Source organism: Brachybacterium sp. EE-P12, assembly GCF_003711805.1.
Taxonomy (GTDB): domain Bacteria; phylum Actinomycetota; class Actinomycetes; order Actinomycetales; family Dermabacteraceae; genus Brachybacterium.
This window is the reverse complement of sequence record NZ_QXCP01000004.1, coordinates 700,955-723,107: the sequence shown is the minus strand read 5'-3', so window position 1 is coordinate 723,107 and position 22,153 is coordinate 700,955. Positions and strand designations below refer to the sequence as shown.

The 22,153-nt window shown below is 70.7% G+C and carries 16 protein-coding genes; 3 read left to right on the top strand and 13 right to left on the bottom strand.

Features of this window, described 5'->3' with window-relative positions; all coding sequences use genetic code 11:
• Positions 1 to 22: 22 nt before the first annotated feature.
• The 4 genes from D1648_RS06385 to D1648_RS06370 all read right to left on the bottom strand — a co-directional run bounded on the left by D1648_RS06385 (position 23) and on the right by D1648_RS06370 (position 5,507).
• Positions 23 to 1,861: an ABC transporter ATP-binding protein gene (locus D1648_RS06385; protein WP_122939940.1), complete on the bottom strand. Its 1,839-nt coding sequence runs from the start codon at positions 1,859 to 1,861 to the stop codon at positions 23 to 25.
• A complete protein-coding gene (locus tag D1648_RS06380; RefSeq protein WP_122939939.1) occupies positions 1,858 to 2,814 on the bottom strand; it encodes an ABC transporter permease in 957 nt (318 codons plus the stop codon). The genes D1648_RS06385 and D1648_RS06380 overlap by 4 nt, the downstream gene beginning before the upstream one ends.
• On the bottom strand, positions 2,804 to 3,733 hold the full coding sequence (locus D1648_RS06375; RefSeq protein ID WP_122939938.1) for an ABC transporter permease: 930 nt from the start codon (positions 3,731 to 3,733) through the stop codon (positions 2,804 to 2,806). The genes D1648_RS06380 and D1648_RS06375 overlap by 11 nt, the downstream gene beginning before the upstream one ends.
• 121 nt (positions 3,734 to 3,854) lie before the next feature.
• Positions 3,855 to 5,507, bottom strand: a complete 1,653-nt coding sequence (locus D1648_RS06370) for an ABC transporter substrate-binding protein (protein WP_122939937.1) — start codon at positions 5,505 to 5,507, stop codon at positions 3,855 to 3,857.
• A gap of 219 nt (positions 5,508 to 5,726) precedes the next feature.
• Here D1648_RS06370 and pgi point away from each other — a divergent pair, with 219 nt between their 5' ends.
• A complete protein-coding gene (gene pgi, locus D1648_RS06365; RefSeq protein ID WP_122939936.1) occupies positions 5,727 to 7,421 on the top strand; it encodes a glucose-6-phosphate isomerase in 1,695 nt (564 codons plus the stop codon).
• Between the two features lie 273 nt (positions 7,422 to 7,694).
• Here the strand turns inward: pgi and D1648_RS06360 are convergent, their stop codons facing one another.
• Positions 7,695 to 9,146, bottom strand: coding sequence for an MFS transporter (locus D1648_RS06360; protein WP_370239783.1), 1,452 nt, complete (start codon positions 9,144 to 9,146; stop codon positions 7,695 to 7,697).
• 170 nt (positions 9,147 to 9,316) lie between these two features.
• Between D1648_RS06360 and D1648_RS06355 the strand changes: the two genes are divergently transcribed.
• Positions 9,317 to 10,885 carry a flotillin family protein gene (locus tag D1648_RS06355; RefSeq protein ID WP_241155375.1) on the top strand — a complete coding sequence of 523 codons (1,569 nt, stop codon included), beginning with the start codon at positions 9,317 to 9,319 and terminating at the stop codon, positions 10,883 to 10,885.
• A gap of 159 nt (positions 10,886 to 11,044) precedes the next feature.
• Complete coding sequence (locus D1648_RS06350) at positions 11,045 to 12,073, top strand: ATP-dependent 6-phosphofructokinase (protein WP_122939934.1); 1,029 nt, start codon at positions 11,045 to 11,047, stop codon at positions 12,071 to 12,073.
• 97 nt (positions 12,074 to 12,170) lie between these two features.
• Here the strand turns inward: D1648_RS06350 and D1648_RS06345 are convergent, their stop codons facing one another.
• The 8 genes from D1648_RS06345 to D1648_RS06310 form a co-directional block, all read right to left on the bottom strand.
• Positions 12,171 to 13,364 carry an acyl-CoA dehydrogenase family protein gene (locus D1648_RS06345; protein WP_122939933.1) on the bottom strand — a complete coding sequence of 398 codons (1,194 nt, stop codon included), beginning with the start codon at positions 13,362 to 13,364 and terminating at the stop codon, positions 12,171 to 12,173.
• A 64-nt stretch (positions 13,365 to 13,428) separates the two neighbouring features.
• Entirely contained in the window at positions 13,429 to 14,298 is an 870-nt protein-coding gene (locus D1648_RS06340; protein WP_122939932.1) for an endonuclease/exonuclease/phosphatase family protein, read from the bottom strand.
• 19 nt (positions 14,299 to 14,317) lie between these two features.
• On the bottom strand, positions 14,318 to 17,887 hold the full coding sequence (gene dnaE, locus D1648_RS06335; RefSeq protein ID WP_122939931.1) for a DNA polymerase III subunit alpha: 3,570 nt from the start codon (positions 17,885 to 17,887) through the stop codon (positions 14,318 to 14,320).
• Positions 17,888 to 18,008: 121 nt separating this feature from the next.
• Entirely contained in the window at positions 18,009 to 18,455 is a 447-nt protein-coding gene (locus tag D1648_RS18135) for a hypothetical protein (protein ID WP_241155374.1), read from the bottom strand.
• A 650-nt stretch (positions 18,456 to 19,105) separates the two neighbouring features.
• Positions 19,106 to 19,837, bottom strand: coding sequence for a hypothetical protein (locus D1648_RS06325; protein WP_122939930.1), 732 nt, complete (start codon positions 19,835 to 19,837; stop codon positions 19,106 to 19,108).
• 142 nt (positions 19,838 to 19,979) lie between these two features.
• Positions 19,980 to 20,906 (bottom strand): RluA family pseudouridine synthase, encoded by a 927-nt coding sequence (locus tag D1648_RS06320; RefSeq protein WP_122939929.1) that lies wholly within the window; start codon positions 20,904 to 20,906, stop codon positions 19,980 to 19,982.
• Positions 20,903 to 21,493, bottom strand: coding sequence for a signal peptidase II (gene lspA, locus D1648_RS06315; RefSeq protein ID WP_164518598.1), 591 nt, complete (start codon positions 21,491 to 21,493; stop codon positions 20,903 to 20,905). The genes D1648_RS06320 and lspA overlap by 4 nt, the downstream gene beginning before the upstream one ends.
• Complete coding sequence (locus tag D1648_RS06310; protein ID WP_122939927.1) at positions 21,490 to 22,152, bottom strand: DivIVA domain-containing protein; 663 nt, start codon at positions 22,150 to 22,152, stop codon at positions 21,490 to 21,492. The genes lspA and D1648_RS06310 overlap by 4 nt, the downstream gene beginning before the upstream one ends.
• Between the last annotated feature and the right edge of the window lies 1 nt (position 22,153).

Below are 22,153 nucleotides of genomic sequence, written 5' to 3'. Positions count from 1 at the left end.
GCGGAGCCTGTGCCGGCTCCGCTCAGACGTGCCCGGCCTGGGCGAAGGGGTCGATGATGTCGTCCGGTCCGCCCTCGCCCTCCCCGCCGGTCTCGTCGGCCAGTCCCACGGGGGCCTCGACGTCGATCGTCTCGGCGCCGGCGAGCGGGATGGACCCGCCGGGGATCGCGGCGAGCAGGCGCTTGGTGTAGTCCTGCTGCGGGGAGTGGAACACCTCGTCGGTGGTGCCCTGCTCGACGACCTTGCCCTTCTCCATCACCAGCGTGGCATCCGCGATCTGCCGCACCACGGCGAGGTCGTGGGTGATGAACAGGTAGGAGAGCCCCAGCTCGGCCTGGAGGTCGTTGAGCAGCTCGAGCACCTGGGCCTGGACCAGCACGTCCAGCGCCGAGACGGCCTCGTCGCAGATCACGACCTCGGGGTCGAGGGCCAGCGCGCGGGCGATGGCGACGCGCTGTCGCTGGCCTCCCGAGAGCTCGTTCGGGTAGCGGCGCATCATCGCCGCGGGCAGCGCGACCTTGTCCAGCAGGTCCCGTACCCGTGCCTCGCGGCTCCTCGGGTCCCCGATGCCGTGGATGCGCATCGGCTCCTCGATCGTGCGGTAGATCGAGTACATCGGGTCCAGCGTCCCGTAGGGGTTCTGGAAGATCGGCTGGACCCTGCGGCGCAGCGTCTTCAGCTCCCGCCCGTGCAGCGCGGCGACGTCCTTCCCCTCGAAGAGGACCCGGCCCGAGGTGGGCGCGAGGAGCTTCAGCACCATCTGGGCGACGGTGGACTTGCCCGAACCGGACTCCCCCACGATCGCGGTGGTGGTGCCGCGCCGGATCGAGAAGGAGACGTCGTCGACGGCGAGGAACGGGGTGGAGCGCCACGGCACCTTCCCGCGGATCGGGAAGGACTTGGTGAGGTTCTGGACCTCGATCACCGCGTCCCGGTCGCCCTGGTCCGCGGTGGAGGAGGCGGCCGACTCCTGCGCCTGCTCCCGGATCTCCGCCCGCTCGGCGGCGGACACCAGGCGGCGCGAGGCCAGCGACGGGGCCGCCGCGATGAGCCGCTTGGTGTAGGGGTGCTGCGGGTCCTGCAGCAGCTGCAGCGCGGGGCCGGACTCGACGACCTGGCCCTTGTACATCACCACGAGGTGCTGGGCGCGCTCGGCGGCGAGCCCGAGGTCGTGGGTGATCAGCAGGACCGCCACGCCGAGCTCGCCGGTGAGGTGGTCGAGGTGGTCGAGGATCTGCTGCTGGACGGTGACGTCCAGGGCGCTGGTGGGCTCGTCGGCGACCAGCAGCTTCGGCCGTGCGGCGAGGCCCATCGCGATCAGGGCGCGCTGCTTCATGCCGCCGGAGAACTCGTGCGGGTACTGCTCGGCGCGGCGCTCCGCATCGGAGAGCCCCGCCTCCTCGAGCAGCTGGACGGTGCGCTTCCTCGCCTCGGCGCCGGTGGCGACGCCGTTGGCGGCGAGGGTCTCGCGGATCTGGGAGCCGACCTTCCACATGGGGTTGAGGTTGCTCATCGGGTCCTGCGGCACCAGACCCACCTGGTCGCCGCGCAGCACCCTGATCTCCTTCTCGGAGACGTGCGTGATGTCGCGGCCCTCGAAGAGGATCTGCCCGCCGGTGATCGCACCGTTCTTGGCCAGCAGGTGCGCGATCGCCATGGCGGTCGTGGACTTGCCCGAGCCGGACTCGCCCACGATCGCGACGGTCTCCCCGGGGTGCACCTCGAGGTTCGCGCTGCGCACGCCCTTGACCGGGCCGCTCGAGGTGGTGAACGTGATCTCGAGGTCCTTGATCTCTAGCAGCGGCTGCGCGGAGCCGGCGGAGGCGCCGGAGGGGGTGGGGCTCGCGGAGGTCGTGGTCATCGCTTCCTCGCCTTCGGGTCCAGGGCGTCGCGCACCGCGTCGCCGAGCATGATGAAGCTCAGCACCGTGATCGCGAGCGCCACGGACGGGTAGAACAGCATCGACGGCTGGGTGCGCAGCGCGTCGCGGGCGTCGGAGATGTCCCCGCCCCAGGAGACCGCGGAGGTGGGCAGTCCCACGCCGAGGAAGGACAGCGTCGCCTCCGCGACGATGAACACGCCGAGGTTCACCGTCGCGGTGACGATGACGGGCGCGATCGCGTTGGGGATGACGTGCTTCAGCAGCACTGCGGGGCTCGAGGCGCCCAGCGCCACCGAGGAGGTGACGTAGTCCTGGCTCTTGGTGGAGATCACGGCGCCGCGCATGATGCGGGCGATGTTCGTCCATCCGAAGACGCTCAGCACCGCGACCACCGTCCAGAGGTTCATCTCCCCCAGCCGCGTCGCGACCACGATCGCTCCGAGGATCAGCGGGACCGCGAAGAAGATGTCGGTGATGCGGGAGACGACCTCGTCGAACCAGCCGCCGAGGTACCCGGCGAGCGCGCCGATCGTCCCGCCGATGAGCGTCGAGCCGAGCATCGCGAAGAAGCCGATGACCACCGAGGTGCGGGCGCCCCAGACGGTGCGGGCGAGGATGTCGTAGCCCTGGCGCGAGGTGCCGAAGGGATGCTCGGCGCCGGGCTTCTGGTTCGCCAGCGACAGGTCCCCGTAGCGCGGGTCCTGCCCGCTGAACACCTGCGGGAACGCGGCGACGAAGAGCACGAACAGGATCAGCAGCGCCGAGATCACGAACACGGGGTTGCGGATCAGGCTGTGCCCGGCCTCGGCCCACAGCGAGCGGGGCGTGCCGGTGGTGTCGGCCGCGTCGACCTCCTGCAGCGGGGTCTCCGCGAGCGGTGCGACCCAGTGCTCCGTGCGGGGGCGGCGGGTGTTCTGAGCATCACTTGGCATAGCGGATCCTCGGGTCGAGCACGCCGTAGAGCAGGTCCACGACGAGGTTGGACAGCAGGAAGATGATCACCAGCAGCGTCACCAGGGACACGATCATCGGGGCCTCCCCCGAGACGATCGAGGAGAACAGCAGCGTGCCGATGCCCGGGACGTTGAACACGCGCTCGGTGACGATCGCTCCGCCCATCAGGGCGCCGAGGTCCGCGCCGATGAAGGTGACCACGGGGATCAGGGAGTTGCGCAGGATGTGCCGGGTGACCACGCCGCCGCGCGAGAGCCCCTTCGCGGTCGCGGTGCGCACGTGGTCGGCGCCCGCGGTCTCCGCGATCGAGGTGCGGGTCAGGCGCAGCACGTAGGCGAAGGAGACGCCGCCGAGCACGAAGCCGGGCAGCAGCAGGTTCTGCCAGGACGGGTCGCGGCCCACGTTGATCGGGGCGATCCCCAGCTGCAGCCCGAAGACGAACTGCGCGAGGAAGCCGAGCACGAAGGTGGGTGTCGCGATCAGCAGCAGGGAGAGCATCAGCAGCGTGGTGTCGATGAGCTGGCCCTTGCGCAGGCCGGCGATCACACCGGCGATCACACCGAAGATGGTCTCGACGATGACGGCGATGATCGCGAGGCGGAAGGTGGTCGGGAAGGCGGCGGCGATCTGGTCCCAGATCGGGCGTCCGTTGAATCCGACGCCGAGGTCGAAGGTCAGCACGCTCTTGAGGTAGAGCAGCCACTGCACGAGCACGGGCTGGTCGAGGTTGTACTGCTCGCGCAGCTGCTGCTCGACCGCCGGGGAGATGGGCTTGTCGCCGGCGAGGGCGAGGATCGGGTCACCCGAGGTGTAGAACGCCATCAGGTAGACGATCAGGGTGGCGCCGAGGAAGACGGGGATCATCTGCAGCAGTCGCCGCCCGATGTACCAGAGCACGTCGTTCCCTTTCGATGGTGCGGGGGCCGTGGGGCCCGAGGGACGACCCGGCCGAGGACCGGGCATGCAGCAGCGGGAACCGGACGGAGCCGGTTCCCGCTGTCACGGGAGGGTCAGCCGATCACTTGGTGATCTGGTGGTACAGCGGCACGGTGTCCCAGCCGTACTCCACGTCGGAGACGAGCGTCGAGTAGCCGCCGATCGTGTTCTGGTACCACAGCGGCAGGACGGGCAGGTCACGCATGAGCAGCGCCTCCGCCTCCTTCCACAGGGCGATCGCGTCCTCCTCGGTCTCGGCGGCGAGGCCGTCGGAGAGCAGCTGGTCGAACTCGGGGTTCTTGTAGTCGCCGTCGTTGGAGCCGTTGCCGTCGGCGGCGGAGGAGCCGTAGAGCGGGCCGAGGAAGTTGTAGGCCGAGGGGTAGTCGGCCTGCCAGCCCGAGCGCCAGGTGCCCAGCAGGTCGCGGGCGCGGATCTGCTCGCGCATCTCGCCGAAGGCCGGGAACGGGGTGGGCTTCGCCTCGATGCCGAGCACGTTGGTCAGCGAGTTGCAGACCGCCTCGACCCAGTCCGCGTGCGGACCGTCGGCGTTGTAGGCGAGGGTCAGCGGGCCCTCGAAGGGCTTGATCGCCTCGGCCTCCTCCCACAGCTTCTTCGCCTCGGCCTCGTCGAACTCGAGCACCTCGGCGCCGGGGATGTCGGTCGCGCCGCCGCCGGGGATCACCGGGGAGACGAAGTCGGTCGCCGGGGTGCGGGTGCCGAAGAAGAGGCTGTCGCAGATCGACTGACGGTCGATCGCGCGCGAGAGCGCCTTGCGGCGGATGTCGCCGGCCTCCCCCTCGAAGTTCGGGTCGTAGCCGGGCAGGGTGATCGACTGGAACACCGCGCCGGGCGCGTTGACGGCCCGGTCGCCGAGGTCGTCCTCGAAGGTGGCCAGCGCCGAGCCCGGCAGCTGGTCGACCACGTCGACGTTGTCGGACTGCAGGTCCAGGTACATCGTCTCGGGATCCTGGTAGACCGTGAAGGTGATCCCGGAGTTCTGCGGGGTGCGGGGGCCGTCGTAGGACTCGTTGGGGACCAGCACGAGCTCCTGGTCGTGGGTCCAGGTCTCGAGCTTGTACGGACCGTTGGCGAGCGGGGCCTCGCCGTAGGCCTCCATGTCGTCGAAGGCGCTGGGCGGCATCGGCATGTACGCGGTGTAGCCCAGGCGCGTCGGGAAGTCCGACTGCGGGGAGACCAGGCGCGCGGTGAAGGTGGTCTCGTCGACGACCTCGAGGCCGGAGAGGGTCGCATCGGGGGCGACGTCCTCGGCGGAGAGCTCCTCGTAGCCCTCGAAGGGCTCGAAGAAGTACTGGCCGATCTGGGCGTTGGCGGCGTTGGCGCCGTAGTTCCAGGAGTCGACGAAGTCCTGCGCGACGATCGGGGTGGAGCCGTCGGAGTAGGTCAGCCCCTCCCGGATCTTGATGGTCCAGTTCTGGTTGTCCTCGGACTCGATCGACTCCGCGACGTCGTTCTCGATGCTGCCGTCGGCCTTGTAGTAGACCAGGCCCGCGAAGATCATCGTCATGATGCGGCCGCCGCCGACCTCGCCGGTGTTGGCGGGCAGCAGAGGGTTCTCGGGCTCGGTGGTGTTCGCGTAGATCGGCTCTCCGGAGCCGCCGCCGGCATCGCTGCCGCTGCCGGCACCGCCGTCGTCGCTGCCGCATGCGGCGAGGGTCAGGGCTGCGGCGCCGCCGGCGGCGGTGCCCAGCATCATGGATCGGCGCGAGATGGCCATGGGGTCTCCTGGGTGACTCGTGATCGTGATCCGCACCATCGTTGTGCGGTATCCCTCCCAGTGTGCACCCTCGGATGTCAACTGCATTCCATCCGTCGGTAACGCTTCGGTCTCGGCAACTTTTCAATCACCCGGCGACCCGGGCCCGGGGCGGCCGGATGCTGCCGGAACAGACGGCAGGAACCGCCACGGATCGACGCCACGGTGTTCAATGGCCGTATGACTTCTCCGGATGCTCCCACCTCCCCCGTCGACCCCACCACGACCTCGGCCTGGGCCGAGCTCGAGGCGCACGATCTGGCGCTCGACGGCTCGCTGCGCGAGTGGTTCGCCGAGGATCCCGAGCGCGCCGCGCGCTTCACGCACGACGCCGCCGACCTCCACGTCGACCTCTCCAAGAACCTCCTGACCCCCGAGACGATGCGGCTGCTGCTGCAGCTGGCGCGCGAGGTCGGCGTCGAGGAGCGCCGCGACGCGATGTTCGCCGGCGCCCACCTCAACACCACCGAGGACCGCGCCGTGCTTCACACCGCGCTGCGCCGCCCGGCCGGCTCCTCCCCCGCCCTGACCGTCGACGGCCAGAACATCGACGAGGACGTGCGCGGCACCCTCCACCGCGTCTACGAGTTCGCGCAGAAGGTGCGCTCGGGGCAGTGGACGGGCATCACCGGCAAGCGCATCGAGACCGTCGTGAACATCGGCATCGGCGGCAGCGACCTGGGCCCCGTCATGGTCTACGAGGCGCTGAAGCCCCATGCGCAGGATGGTCTGACGGCCCGCTTCCTCTCGAACATCGACCCCACCGACGCGTACGAGACCACGCGCGGTCTCGACCCGGAGACCACGCTCGTCATCGTCGCCTCGAAGACCTTCACCACGCTCGAGACGCTCACCAACGCGCGCCTGGTGCGCAGCTGGCTGCTGGACGGGCTGCGCGAGAGCGCGGGGCTGACCGTCGAGCAGGAGAAGGAGGCCGTGGCGAAGCACTTCGTGGCCGTCTCGACCGCGCTCGACAAGGTCGAGGAGTTCGGGATCGACCCCGAGAACGCCTTCGGCTTCTGGAACTGGGTGGGCGGCCGGTACAGCGTCGACTCCGCGATCGGCACCGTGCTCGCGACCGTGCTCGGCCCGGACGTGTTCGAGGAGCTGCTGGCCGGCTTCCACGCGATGGACCAGCACTTCGCCACCGCGCCCGCCGAGCAGAACGTGCCGCTGCTGATGGGCCTGACGAACATCTGGAACGTGAACTTCCTGGACGCGGAGACCCACGCGGTCCTCCCCTACTCCCAGTACCTCCACCGCTTCCCCGCCTACCTCCAGCAGCTCACGATGGAGTCCAACGGCAAGGCGGTGCGCTGGGACGGCTCGCTCGCGACCACGGAGACCGGCGAGGTGTTCTGGGGCGAGCCCGGCACCAACGGCCAGCACGCCTTCTACCAGCTGATCCACCAGGGCACCCGGGTGATCCCCGCGGACTTCATCGCCTTCGCCACCCCGGACCACGCGCTGGCCGACGGAGAGCAGGACGTCCACGAGCTGTTCCTGGCGAACTTCTTCGCCCAGACCAAGGCGCTCGCCTTCGGCAAGACCGCCGAGGAGGTCCGCGCCGAGGGGACCGAGGGCGCGCTCGTCGCCGCCCGCGAGTTCTCCGGCGACCGCCCCACCACCTCGATCATGGCCCCGAAGCTGACCCCGTCGGTGCTGGGCCAGCTGATCGCGCTGTACGAGCACATCACCTTCGTGCAGGGCACCGTGTGGGGCATCAACTCGTTCGACCAGTGGGGCGTGGAGCTGGGCAAGCAGCTCGCGAAGGACCTCGCCGGAGCCGTCGGCGGCGACGAGGCGAAGATCGCGGCGGAGGACTCCTCGACCGAGGGGCTGATCCGCTACTACCGCCAGCACCGCGAAGGCTGAGCGGCACCCTCCGCTCCTGCGCCTGCACGAAGGGGACGTGAGCGGCACGCTGCGGAGCTCAGCGCTCCGCCGTGCCGCTCACGTCCCCTTTCTGCAGGTGCTGCCAGATCAGGCCAGCCCCCTCCGCCCGATCTCCTACCGCTCGTACCTCGCAGCACGTCGATCAGGCCAGCCCCCTCCGCCCGATCTCCTACCGCTCGTGCCTCGCAGCACGTCGATCAGGCCAGCCCCCTCCGCCCGATCTCCTACCGCTCGTACCTCGCAGCACGTCGATCAGGCCAGGTAATCCACGTCCCGGGTCTCGCCGCCGATGAGGAGCGCGGCGAGCGTGAGCACCGCGGCGAGCGCCAGGTAGGAGCCGACCAGCAGCAGGGATCCGCCCTGGAGCTGCCACAGCGCGATCATCGCGTACGGGGCGGGCGCCGCACCGATCACCGAGGCCATGTTGTAGCTGACGGCGCTGCCGGTGTAGCGCACGTCGGCGCGGAACATCTCCGGCAGGAACGCCGCCATCGGTCCGAAGGTGAGGCCCATGAGGGTGAAGCCGAGGATCAGCGCCGCCATCACCCCGGCGGTGCCGGCGTGCATGAGCGGGTCGAGCACGAGCCCGAACACGCCGATCAGCACCGTCACGACCAGCAGCAGGCGCTTGCGCCCCAACCGGTCCGCGAGCGGCCCGGAGACGACGGTGAAGACGCCGAAGAAGACCACGCCGATGATGAGCATCGTGAGGAAGTCGGTGCGCTCGTACCCGAGGCCCGGCGCGAAGCTCGACGGGTCGAAGCCCTTGCCCGCCGCCTCGGCCGCCGCGCGCGCGGAGGCCTCGTCGGCGGCGGTGGTGCCCACCACCATGAGGAAGGCGGTCATGAGGTAGAAGAGCACGTAGGTCGCGACCATGGCGAGGGTCGCGAGCACGAGCGGGCGCCATGCGGTGCGGAACACGCGGGCGATCGGGACGGAGGCGACGCGCTGCTCGTCCAGCACCTTCTGGAAGGCTGGGGACTCCATGAGCTTCAGGCGCACCCACAGGCCCACGATCACCAGCACGGACGAGAGCAGGAACGGCACGCGCCAGCCCCAGGCCGTGAACTGCTCCGACGTGAGCTGCACGCTCAGCAGCACGAACAGCAGGTTCGAGAGGATGAAGCCGACCGGCGCGCCGAGCTGCGGGAAGGTGCCGTACAGGGCGCGCTTGCCGGGCGGGGCGTTCTCGGTGGCCAGCAGAGCGGCGCCGGACCACTCCCCGCCCAGGCCGATGCCCTGGCAGAAGCGCAGCAGCACCAGGATCGCGGGGGCCAGGAACGAGAAGCCGGGGGTGGAGGCGGTGGGCAGCACGCCGATGAGGAAGGTCGCGATGCCCATCACCAGCAGGCTCGCCACGAGCGTGGTCTTGCGGCCCACCCGGTCGCCGTAGTGGCCGAAGATCAGCGAGCCCAGCGGGCGGGCGACGAAGGCGACGCCGAAGACCGCGAAGGAGCTCAGCAGCTGGTTCGCCGGGGTCTGCGTGGGGAAGAACAGGGCGGGGAACACCAGCGACGCGGCGGTCGCATAGGCGTAGAAGTCGAAGAACTCGATCGTGGTGCCCACCATCGAGGCGGTGATGACCCGGCCGCGGGTGTTCGCGGGCGCGGTCGGCGGCGGGCTGGTGGGGGCGGGGGCGTGCGGGATGTTCACGACGGGCGAGGCTAGACCCTCGATCCCGCCATTCGGACGCCGCTGACACATCATGAGACGCCCTGGGGCTGCGGGCACCGAGGATCCGGGACGCGGGCGGCGTGCGCACCGATCACGACCGGGGTCTCCGCCCGCGGAAGAGACTCCCGCTCACGCGGCCCCGATGGGAGAATCGAGGGCGGCGTGCCTGAGCGGCACGCGGAACTGACCGAGGGGAACCCATGGAAGCCTTGATACCGATCATCGTCGGCGCCGCCGTCGTGGTGGTCGTCCTGCTGATCCTGCTGTTCGTGCTGATGCGCAGCTATCGCATCGCCGCGCCGAACGAGGCGCTGATCATCACCGGCCGCAATGCGAAGGCGAGCCCCACCGGGGACATCGACCTCGAGTCCGGCAGCGCCCGGGTGATCATCGGCGGCCGTGCGATCGTGCGCCCCATCGTGGACCGCGCCTTCGTGCTGAGCCTGAGCTCGCGCCAGATCCCGGTCGAGGTCGAGGGCTACTCGATGAACGGCATCTTCCTGCGGCTGCGCGGGGTGGCGCAGGTGAAGGTGGGCGGCAACGTCGACGACGTCCGCAAGGCCTCGCAGCGATTCCTCGATCAGCAGCAGCAGATCGACCACTACACCCAGGAGATCCTCTCGGGCACCCTGCGTGCCGTGGTGGGCACGCTCAGCGTCGAGCAGATCATCCGCGACCGCGCCTCCTTCGCCTCCCAGGTGCAGGCCGAGGCGGAGCACTCGATGAACAACCAGGGCCTGGTCATCGACACCTTCCAGATCTCCGCCATCGAGGACGACGGCTCCTACCTGCGCGACTGGGGCCGCCCCGAGGCGGCGCTGGTCGCCAAGCAGGCCGCGATCGCCGAGTCGAACGCGAACCGCGAGTCGACGCAGGCCAGCAACCTCAACCTCCAGCAGGAGGCGGAGTCGAAGCAGGCCTTCGACCTGCGCAACGCCGAGATCAAGGAGGAGACGGACGCCCGCCAGGCGATCGCCGACGCCGCCGGCCCCCTCGCCCGCGCCGCGCAGCAGCAGAAGATCATCGAGCAGGAAGAGCTCATCGCGGTCCGCAACAACGACCTGCGCGAGAAGCAGCTCATCGCCGAGGTCCACAAGCCGGCCGAGGCCAAGCGCTACGCCGAGCAGCAGGACGCGGACTCCAAGAAGTACGCCCGCATCGCCGAGTCCGAGGCGCAGCTGACCGACGAGCGCAACCGGGCCGAGTCCCGCAAGGTCACCGCCGACGCGGAGGCCCACGCCATCGAGGCCCGCGGCCGGGCCGAGGCCGAGGTCGAGCTGCAGCGTCGTTCGAAGGACGCCGAGGCGGTCCGGCTCGAGGGTCAGGCGGAGGCCGATTCGCTGCGCGCCAAGGGCGAGGCCGAGGCCGCGGCGATCCGCGCCAAGGGTGACGCCGAGGCGGAGACCACTCGCGCCCGCGCCGAGGCGTACAAGCAGTTCAACGACGCCGCGGTCCTCGCCCAGGTGCTCGAGGTGCTGCCGGAGGTCGCGGGCGAGCTCGCCTCCCCGTACTCGAACATCGACAACCTCTCGGTGTTCTCGACCGACGGGGAGGCGAAGATCGGGCAGAACATCTCCGTGGGCCTCGCCCAGGTGCTCGACATGGTCAAGTCCACCACCGGCGTGGACTTCCAGGACACGCTGCAGCGTGCCGCCGAGGGCGGCCGCGAGGTGCGCGCGCAGTCCGAGCAGGTGCACGAGACCGGCTCCGCGCCGCACGACGCGGATCCCGCCGGCCTCGACCGGCCCGACGGGACCGACGAGGCCTGAGGATCGGGCGGCGGCCCGGCATCGGCACCGGCACGACGAGGGGCATCCACCGCGCGGTGGATGCCCCTCGTCGTGCCGGGACGGAGGCCCTGTCGCCGGGACGCGGAGCGACTAGGCTGGTCACGATCGGATCGCGACCGAGAGAGGACCGCCTGCCCCATGAAGATCGGAATCCTGACCTCCGGCGGTGACTGCCCCGGCCTGAACGCCGTGATCCGCGGCGCGGTGCTCAAGGGCGAGACGCGGTTCGAGGACGAGTTCATCGGCTACCGCGACGGCTGGCGCGGAGTGATCGACGGGGACTGGATGTCCCTCCCCCGCCGCCGGGTGCGCGGCATCGCGCGCCTGGGCGGCACGATGCTGGGCACCTCCCGCTCGAACCCCTTCCACGACGGGGCCGACGGGGCGGACATCGTGCTGCGGCATCTGGAGGAGGAGGACGTCGACGCGATCATCGCGATCGGAGGGGACGGCACCCTGTACACCGCGAACCGGCTGTTCGAGGCCGGCGTGCCGGTGGTCGGCGTGCCGAAGACGGTGGACAACGATCTGGACGCGACCGACTACACCTTCGGCTTCCACACGGCGGTCGAGATCGCGACCCAGTCCCTGGACCGGCTGCGGATGACGGGCGACTCCCATCACCGCTGCATGGTGGCGGAGGTGATGGGCCGCTCGGTCGGCTGGATCGCGCTGCACTCCGGGATGGCCGCGGGCGCGCACGTGATCTGCCTGCCCGAGTTCCCGCTGAGCATCGACGAGATCTGCGACTACGTGCAGGCGGCCTTCGATCGCGGACGCGCACCGCTGGTGGTGGTCGCCGAGGGCTTCATGCCCCGGGACGCACCGGAGGGTTTCATGGACTACGACCTCGACGAGTTCGGCCGTCCGCGCTTCGGCGGTGTCGCCTCGGTGCTCGCACCGCTGATCGAGCAGCGACTGGGCATCGAGTCACGGGCGACGGTGCTGGGCCACATCCAGCGCGGCGGCGAGCCGACGGGCTACGACCGGGTGCTCGCGACCCGGCTGGGCACCGCGGCGGTCGACCTCGTCCACGGCGGCGGCATCGGGAGGATGGTGGCGCTGCGTGGCACCGACATCGTCGACGTGCCGCTCACCGAGGCGATCGACAGCCTCAAGCGGGTGCCCGAGTCCCGCTGGCGCGAGGCCGAGGTGCTCTTCGGCTGAGAGCCGCCCCGCGCCCCGGCACGACCGCGTCGTGCGCGGCGGGACCGACCGGCCGCGCACAGAGCGGTGCCGACCGGCAGAGGACCGGCGGGAGGGTTCAGCGGTCCGTGCCGATCTCCCCGAGCAGCGCCTTGGCGTAGGAGGAGTGCACGGACTCCTCGTCGGAGGGGTGGTAGAGCCCGGCCCGCACGTCGCGGGAGAGGCGCTCGAGCTCGCTGCGGCGGAAGTAGTGGGCGCCGCCGCTGGCGCGCAGCACCTGGTCGACCGCCGCGAGCGCGGCCTCGCTCGCACGGGACTTCACCCCGGAGAAGTGCAGGAACCAGCGCGGCCCGTGGTCGTCGATCCCGGGGCCGGACTCCCCCGTGCCGAGCGCGTCGAGGTCGGCGAGGACCTTCTCGGTCTCCAGCACGGCGCCGTCGAGCCGGAGCGCGGCGTCGGCGAGGCGCCACCGGATGTCGGGATCGTCGGCGTGGACGATGCCCTTGGTGACGTTGCGACGGGTGAGCGCGATGGAGCTGCCGAGGCTCACCGCGCGTTCGCCGATGCCGGTGTACACCGAGGCGATCAGCAGCTCGAAGGCGCCGAAGATCCCCATCACGAAGGGGTCGGGGTTGGGGCCGACGGGGGTGGTGGTCACCACCCGGTCCGCGCGCAGCGGGGCGCCGTGCAGGCGGGTGGTGCGCGACTGGGAGGGGCGCATGCCGTGCGTGTCCCAGTCGTCGAGGGTCTCCACGTGCTCGTCCCGCTCGAGCACGCCGAAGACGAGCCGGGGCTCCTCCTCCGGGGCGTCGGCGAGGCGGCCGTGCACCACCAGGCGGTCCCAGACGGGGGCGAGGGAGGTGAAGATCTTCGTGCCGGTGAGCAGGTGGCCGCCGTCCTCGCCGGGCTCGGCGCGAGTGCCGGAGTCGAAGAGCATCGCGTCGTTCCCGGCCTCGGAGATGCCGAAGGCGAACAGCCGCCCCTCGGCGGCGTCCTCGAGGATCGTGCGCACGGAGGCGACGCCGAGCCGGTGGGCGTGCAGGGCGGCGCCGGTGACCACCAGATGCATGTTCATCGACAGGGCCGTGGCCGGCGCGGCACCGGCCAGGCGACGCTGGACGCGCGCGGCCTCGAGCAGGCTCCCGCCGAGACCGCCGAGCTCGGTCGGGACCAGCAGACGCAGGTAGCCGCGCTCGCGCAGGTCCGCGAGATCCTCCGACGGGAAGGTGTTCTCCCGGTCGTGGACCGCCGCGCGCTCGCGGAAGGTCTCCAGCAGGGAGTCGGGCAGCAGGTCCACGGGAATGACGCTCATGAGCCCACGCTAGTCCAGGTCGCGATCGGCGCGGGACCCCGGGGCCCGGCGAGGACGGGAGCCGTCAGGTGGCGAGCGTCGCGACGACGGGACGGTGGTCGGAGGCGGTCAGCGCGCCGGTCTCGAGATCCAGCACCTCCACCGGGCCGCGCGTCCACAGCGAGTCGATGCGGCGCACCGGGAGGCGCGCGGGATGGGTGGGCCGAGCCGGGTCGCCCGCGAGCGGGGCGAGCACCGGCAGGTCCTGGAGCAGACGATGCAGGGCGGGCCGCGCCGCTTCGCGAAGGGCTGCGCGCCGCGCTCCCGCACCTCGGCCCCGGGACCGCGCACCGCGTGCCGTGCGCAGCTCGTGCGCGGCCTCCCGCCAGCCGGCGGCGGCGAGCGGGGCGAGCTCGGGATGGTGCGGGGCGGCGTTGAGATCCCCGAGCAGCACGGCCGGGCCCGTGATCTCCTCGGCGAGACGGAGGATGCCGAGCACCTCGGCGGTGCGGTGCGCGGGCAGCTCGGGATCCAGATGCGTGACCAGCAGGTCCAGAGCCTCGCCGGCCTCACGGGTGACCCGTGCCCGGAGCACTCCGCGCGGCTCGTCCAGAGCGGGCGCGCCGGGATGGGCGGGCAGCGGTTGCATGACGGGATCGGCCAGGGTGTGCGGGGTCAGCAGCGCGACCCCGTAGCGTCGTCGCGGACCGTCGGCCACCAGAGGCGGGAGCTCGAGCGCCGCGCCGAAGGCGACCTCGTAGCCCAGCAGCTCGGCGAGACGGGCGGCCTGGTCCTCGCCCGCGGAGCGAGGGCCGAAGGCGACGTCGACCTCCTGCAGCCCGATCACGTCGGCCCGCAGCGCGGCGATCTCCCCCGCGGTGCGGGCGAGGTCGACCCGCCCGTCACGGCCCAGGCCGTGGCGGATGTTGAAGGTCGCGACCCGCCACAGCGCCATGCTCAGCACCGGCCCGTGCTCAGGAGAGGCAACCCGGGCCCAGCAGCGCCTTCAGCGAGGCGTAGAGCGCGGCCGACGGGGTCACGGCCAGGCGCTTGTCAAGCTGCATGAGCGTGGTCCGGCCGGGCTCCTGCAGCTTCACCCGCACCTCGGAGGAGCCGGGATTGTCCTCGAGCACGCCGCGGAGGTCGCCGACCACCCGCTCGGTGGCGCGCATCGCGGGCAGCGCGATGGTGACGGGGCCGTCGACCCCTCCCCCGGTCTCCGGGATCGTCATCTCCATGACCCGCAGCTCGGGCATCCCCTTGGAGGTGTCCACGCGGCCCTTCATCGAGACGACGAGGTCCTCGGCGAGCTCGGAGGCGACGGTCATGTAGGTCGAGGGGAACATGAGGCAGTCGATCGAGCCCTCGAGGTCCTCGACCGTGGCGATCGCCCACATGTCGCCCTTCTTGGTGGTCTTGCGCTGCAGGGTGGTGATCAGCCCCGCGATCGTGACCATCTGGCCGTCCTCGACCGCGCCGTCGTCGGCGAGCGAGCTGATGGAGGTCGAGGAGTTCTGGGCGATGACGTGCTCGAGCCCGTACAGCGGGTGGTCCGAGACGTACAGGCCCAGCATGTTCCGCTCGAAGGCGAGCTTCTCCTTGCGGTCCCACTCGGGCAGGTCCGGGATGGTCAGCGTCGCGGCGGAGCCGGAGGCCATCGCATCCTCGCCCCCGCCGCCACCGAAGACGTCGGCGAAGAGGTCGTACTGGCCCTGGGACTCCTTGCGCTTGACGTCCACGACGGAGTCGACGGCGTCCTCGTGGACCAGCACGAGGGAGCGGCGGTTGTGGCCGAGGGAGTCGAAGGCGCCGCCCTTGATGAGCGACTCGATGGTGCGCTTGTTGCACACCGACAGCGGCACCTTGTCCAGGAAGTCGGTGAAGGAGGTGAAGGCGCCCTTCTCCTCGCGGGTGCGGATGATCTCCTCGACCACGTTCGCGCCGACGTTGCGGATCGCCGAGAGGCCGAAGCGGATGTCGTCGCCGACGGCGGAGAAGTACAGATCGGACTCGTTGACGTCCGGGGGCAGCACGGTGATGCCTCGATGGCGGCAGTCGCCGAGGTAGAGGCCGAGCCGGTCGCGGTTCTCCTGCGTGGAGGTCAGCAGCGCGGCCATGTACTCGGTGGGGTGGTTCGCCTTGAGATAGGCGGTCCAGTAGGAGACCACGCCGTAGGCAGCGGAGTGGGACTTGTTGAAGGCGTAGTCCGCGAAGGGCAGCAGCGTCTCCCACAGCGCCTGCACGGCCGCGTCGGAGTAGCCGTTTGCCTTCATTCCCGCCTCGAAGGAGACGTACTGCTTGTCCAGCTCCGCCTTCTTCTTCTTGCCCATGGCGCGGCGGAGGATGTCCGCCTCGCCGAGGGAGTACCCGGCGACCTTCTGCGCCGTCTGCATGACCTGCTCCTGGTAGACCAGCACGCCGTAGGTCTCGTCGAGGATCTCCGCCAGGGGCTCCTCGAGCTCGGGATGGATCGGCGTGATCTCCTGCAGGCCGTTCTTGCGCAGCGCGTAGTTGGTGTGCGAGCCCATGCCCATCGGGCCCGGGCGGTACAGCGCCGAGACGGCGGTGATGTCCCCGAACTGGTCGGGCTTCATCTGGCGCAGCAGGGTGCGCATGCCGGAGCCGTCCAGCTGGAACACGCCGAGGGTGTCGCCGCGCTGCAGCAGCTCGTAGGTCTTAGGGTCGTCGAAGGGCAGGGTCTCCAGGTCCGGAGGCGTCTTGCCGTTGCGCTCCATGTTCGTCACGGCGTCGGAGAGGACGGTGAGGTTCCGCAGCCCCAGGAAGTCCATCTTCAGCAGACCGAGCGTCTCGCAGGTCGGGTACTCGAACTGGGTGATGATCTGGCCGTCGGAGGGGCGGCGCATCATCGGGATGATGTCGGTGAGGGTGTGGCTGGACATGATGACCGCGCAGGCGTGCACGCCCCAGCCGCGGGTCAGGCCCTCCACGCCCTTGGCGATCTCGACGACCTTCTGGATGTCCGGGTCCTCGTCGTGGAGGCGGCGGAACTCGGTCGCCTCCGCGTAGCGCTTGTGCTCGGGGTCGAAGATCCCGTTGATCGGGATGTCCTTGCCCATCACCGCCGGCGGCAGCGCCTTGGTGATCTTGTCCCCCATCGCGAAGGGGTAGTCGAGCACGCGCGCGGCGTCCTTGATCGAGTTCTTCGTCTTCATGACGCCGTAGGTGACGACCTGGGAGACCTTGTCGTCGCCGTACTTGCGCTCGACGTACTCGATCACCTCGCCGCGGCGGCGGTCGTCGAAGTCGACGTCGAAGTCCGGCATGGAGACGCGGTCGGGGTTCAGGAACCGCTCGAAGAGCAGGCCGTGCTCGAGCGGGTCGAGGTCGGTGATGCGCATGGCGTAGGCGACCATGGAGCCGGCGCCGGAGCCTCGCCCGGGGCCGACGCGGATGCCCTGCTCCTTGGCCCACTTGATGTAGTCGGAGACGACCAGGAAGTAGCCGGGGAAGCCCATCTGGAGGATGACCCCGACCTCGTAGTCGGCGCGCTTCTGGACCTCGTCGGGGATGCCGGAGGGGTAGCGGTACTCGAGCCCGTCCTGGACCTGCTTGACGAACCACGACTCCTCGTCCTCCCCGCCGGGGGTGGGGAAGTGAGGCATGTAGTTCGCACCCTCGTCGGTGGTGGTGAAGGAGACGTCGCACATCTCGGCGATGCGCAGGGTGTTGTCGCACGCCTCGGGGAACTCGCGGAACAGCTCCCGCATCTGCTGGGCGGACTTCAGGAAGTAGCCGGAGCCGCCGAACTTGAAGCGGTCGGGGTCGTTCAGGCGCGAGCCGGAGTTGATGCACAGCAGCACGTCCTGGATCGTGGCGTCCTGCTCGGTGACGTAGTGGAGGTCGTTGGTCGCCACCAGCGGCGCGCCGATGGCCTTGGCGACCTCCAGCAGATCCTTGGTCACGCGCTTCTCGATGTCGAGCCCGTGGTCCATCAGCTCGATGAAGTAGCTGTCCTTCCCGAACATGTCCTGGAACTCGCCGGCGGCCTTGACGGCCTCGTCGAACTGGCCCAGGCGCAGGCGGGTCTGGACCTCGCCGGAGGGGCATCCGGAGGTGGCGATGAGGCCGGGCGCGTACTTCGCGAGGATCTCGCGGTCCATGCGCGGCCACTTGCCCATCTGCCCGTCCAGCGACGCGGCGGAGCCGAGTCGGAAGAGGTTGTGCATGCCCTCGGTCGACTTCGACAGCAGGGTCATGTGGGTGTAGGCGCCGCGGGCGGAGACGTCGTCGCCCGCGGCCTGCTGCTCCTTGGTGCCCCACTGCACGCGGGTGCGGTCATGACGACTCGTCCCGGGAGTCACATACGCCTCGATGCCGACGATCGGCTTGATCCCGGCGTCGGTCGCGGCCTTGTAGAACTCGTAGGCGCCGAAGAGATAGCCGTGGTCGGTGATCGCCACAGCGCTCTGGCCCTGGTTCACCGTCTCCGCGACGAGCTTGTCGATCTTCGCGGCCCCGTCCAGGAGCGAGTAGTCGGTGTGGACGTGGAGGTGGACGAAATCATCGGACGCCGCAGAAGCCATGCCGTCCAGGGTAGCCGCGAGGGCCGACGGGCGAGGGCTCCGACGGGGGTCGGAGAGGTCACCCCGGCGCGTCCAGCGTGTCGGGAATCCGGGGACGCGCCAGGGTGCCTGCAGGCGCGGCTCAGCGCGGGTCCGAGACCTCGACGTGGGTGCGCAGGATGCCCTCGGTGGTGCCCTCCGGGGCGCGGCCGATGCCGCATTCGGTGGCGACGCCGAAGGGTCGATCGAGCACCTTCTGCGCCGCGGCGATGCGGGCTCGAGCGCCCTCGGCGCCGTCCTCGCGGTGGACCAGACCGAGGTACAGCTCGGGGACATCGGCGAGCTCGGCGAGCGGGGCGAAGTACGCCTCGTCGTCGCGGCTGATCGGCACCGGCAGGTGCAGCCAGGACGGCTCCCGACCGGCCGCGGCGAGGACGGCGTTCGCGACCCGCACCAGGTTCGCGGTGTCGGCCGGCTCGACGAAGTGCTTCTCCCCCGCATCGCCGTAGCAGAGGTGGATCCCGACCTCGACCTCGGGCGGGACGGCGTCGACGAGCGCGGCGAGGCGGGCGACGATCCCGCCCAGCACTCCCCCCGGTCCACCAGCCCTGCATGACCGCGCCGTAGCCGGAGGCGCCCTCGAGGATGCCCATCTCGGAGGCGACGTCCCACTGGATCGCGAGGTCCTCGTGCGGAATCTCCTCGAGGATCTGCTCCAGCTCGCCCAGCAGCGCGTCCGCGTAGACCGGCTCGATCGCGATCCGGTCCTCCCCGGAGAAGAAGGACGAGATGACGGCGACGGGGGTGGGCAGGGACACCTGGAAGCGGATCCCGGCCGGGATCGCGCCCTCCTCCCGCAGCCGGGTGAACAGGGCATAGGACTCGCGGGCTGCGTCCGCGTAGCCGAGCGGCGGCAGCTCGATCCCGGCGGGATCGACCCCGTCGGCGATCCGCAGGGGACGCGCGTCGAGGCCCGCAGCGAAGGGGATCGGCTCGGCACCGACCCGCTCGATGCCGGGGGCCTGGCCGAGCACGTCGGGCTGGAACATGATCCAGTGGAATCGCTTCCCGACCTCGCCGTCGGGGATCCGCGCGACGTGCGCGCCGAGGATCTCGGCGACCGTGCGCATGGTCTTCTCGGCGTCGTCGAAGTTCACGCTGCCCGTGAGGAGGGCGCCCCGTGGTGTCGTCATGGAGCCAGGGTACGGGCCGCTGCACGCCGATCCGTGGCTCAGAGATTCAGACCCCGTCCTCCTCCGCCTCCTGCTCGCGGCGCATGTCCGCCAGCAGCGTGTTCATGTAGTCGTGGACGTCCTCGAAGCTGAGGCGCCGCTCGTCGCGGCGGGGCGGGATCCCGCCCACGAAGGCACCGCCGTGCCAGGCCATCGAGTCGTCCGGCAGGGTCGGGTCGTCATCGCGCCACAGGTCCATCGGGATCGCATGGGCGGCGAGGTCGCGCGCGATCTCGTCGGCCCGCGCGGGGTCCCCGGAGCGCTGCAGCACCGAGACCAGCAACGACTGCGCGGCCCAGGCGAGGGCGTCGTCGTCGCTGCGCTCCCCCGGCTCCACGGCCTCCTGCACCAGCGCGATGTAGCTCGCGGCGAGTTCGTCGGCCCCGTCCTCGTGGTGGTCCTTCGCCACGCGCAGCGCGACCTTCGGGATCAGGTCCTGCGCCTCCCACAGCACCGCCGCGCCGACGAGCGCCATCCCCACCCCGGTCGGGAAGTCCGGATCCAGGGCCAGCTCGGAGGTCGGCATGCGCCCGGCACGGCGCTCGTCGTCGGCGGCGAGGAACTCCTCCACGGAGCTCTCGAGCGCGGCGCGCACCTGCTCGTCGTCGCGCAGCGCGAGATCGGCTCCGGCGGGGTCGAGGCCCAGCCGCCGCGCCACTCGGGCGACGGGGAAGTCGGGGCGGGACAAGGCGGTCTCGCGCATGGGCGTCAGCGCACCGGAGGTCTGCTCGTCGGTCATGGCTCGACGGTACCGGCCCGCGTGTGAGCTCCGCCAAGACAGGCGCGGCCTGCGAGTGTCAGGTTCTGAACCGTTCTCGCGGCGAGAGCGGCTGAGAACGCCGCATTCGCCGAAGGGGCAGCGGCGCTGTGCGAGACCGGGCTCAGCGCTCCCTGAGCTGCTCGAGCGCCCGCTGGAGGTCGGCGGGGTAGGTCGAGGTGAAGGTGACCTCGCGCTCGCTGACGGGGTGGACGAAGGTCAGCTCCATCGCGTGCAGCCACTGGCGCACGAGCCCCACCTTCGCGGCGAGGGTGGGGTCTGCGCCGTAGAGCGGATCGCCGACCAGCGGATGCCGCAGCGCCGCCATGTGCACGCGGATCTGGTGGGTGCGGCCCGTCTCCAGGCCCACCCGCAGCAGGGTCGCTCCCCGCAGCTCCTCGAGGGTCTCGTAGTGGGTGACGGAGTGCTTGCCGTCCTCGCGCACCGCGAACTTGTAGTCGTGGCTGGGCGAGCGGCCGATGGGGGCGTCGATCGTGCCGGAGGGCTGATCGGGCCTGCCCTGGCACACCGCGTGGTACACCTTCCCCACCTCGCGGGCGCGGAAGGCGTCCTTGAGGGTGGTGTAGGCGCGCTCGGTGCGGGCGACGACCATGAGTCCGCTGGTGCCCACGTCGAGGCGGGAGACGATGCCCTGCCGCTCGGGGTCGCCGCTGGTGCGGATGGAGACGCCGGCGGCGGCGAGATGCCCGAGGACCGTCGGCCCGGACCAGCCGGCGCTCGGGTGCGCGGCCACGCCCACGGGCTTGTCGATCACGACGATGTCGTCGTCCTGGTGGATCAGGCTCATGCCCTCGGCGATCTGGGGCCGCACCTCGACCGCGGGCTTCTCGTCCGGCAGCTCGACGTCGACCATCGCGCCCGGCTCGAGGCGGGTGGAGCGGGCGGGCACCTGCCCGTCGACGAGCACGTGACCCGCCATGACGAGGTCCGCGGCGCGGGTGCGGGACAGGCCCAGCATGCGAGAGATGCCGACGTCGACCCGCTCGCCCGCGAGCCCGTCCGGGACCATCAGCGTGCGCGAGGCGCTCACCGCTGCGCCTCCGAGGAGCCTGACGTCGCCTCCTGCTCGGCCCGCGCCGGATCGGCGTCGAGCCCGAACAGCCCCAGCGCGACCACGAGGAGCGCACCGCCCACCACGCCCATGTCGGCGACGTTGAACACCGGCCAGTGCGGCAGCTCGAGGAAGTCGACCACGGCGCCGTGGAAGGGGCTCGGGTCCCGCAGCAGCCGGTCGTGGATGTTGCCGAGCGCGCCGCCCATGATCAGGCCGAGGGCCAGCGCGTACCAGGCCGAGCGGACCGAGCGGATCGCGAAGACGATCACGCCGATCACGATCGCGATCTGCAGGCAGGTCACGACCGGGGTGATCTCCGCGCCCATCCCCCAGGCCGCCCCCGAGTTGTACAGCAGGGTCAGCTGCAGCACCTCGCCGAGGAAGGGCTGCGGGTCCAGCTCGGGCAGGTTCGCGACCGCCCAGTTCTTCGTGAGCTGGTCGACGATCAGGATCACGGCCGCGAGCGCGCCGACGAGGACCAGCACCGCGGGACGGCTCAGACGGCGACGAGCGCCGGACCTGTGCAGGCCGGCGCTCGTCGACGTGGGGTCAGGAGTGCTCACAGACCGAAGTTCGCCTGCTTGTCCTGCGTCTCGCTCGTGTCGAGATCGCGCAGCTGGTTCTCCAGGTAGTTGCGCAGACGGTTGCGGTAGTCGCGCTCGAAGTTGCGCAGGCCCTCGATGGTCTTGTCGAGCTCGGCCTTCTTGGTCTCGAGCTCGGCCAGCGTGGTGCGGGACTTCTCCTCGGCCTCGCCGACGATGCGGCGGTGCTCCTCGTTCGCCTCGGTGATCAGGCGGTCGCGCTCGTCCTCGCCGTTCTTGACGTGCTCGTCGTGCAGGCGGTTGGCGAGCGCGATGATGCCGGCGGCGGACTGATCGGGAGTCTGCGCCGCGGCGGCCTCGGGCTCCTCGGCGGCGGCCTGCGGGGCGGTCTCGTCCTCGGAGGCGCCGGGCACCTCGGAGACGACGGTCTCCTCGTCCTGGTCCTCGGCGTCGACGGCCGGCGCGGCAGCAGCCGCGGGCGCACCGGACTCGAGCTCCGCGATGCGGTTGTGCGCCTCGTCGAGCTCCGTCTTCAGGCGCTCGTTCTCGGCGATCAGTTCCTTCAGACGGGGTTCGACCTCGTTGTCGAGGAAGTTGTCCACCTCGTCCATGTCGTAGCCCTCGGAGAACCGGACCGGGGTGAACCGCTGATTCATCAGGTCTTCGGGCATCAGAGCCATG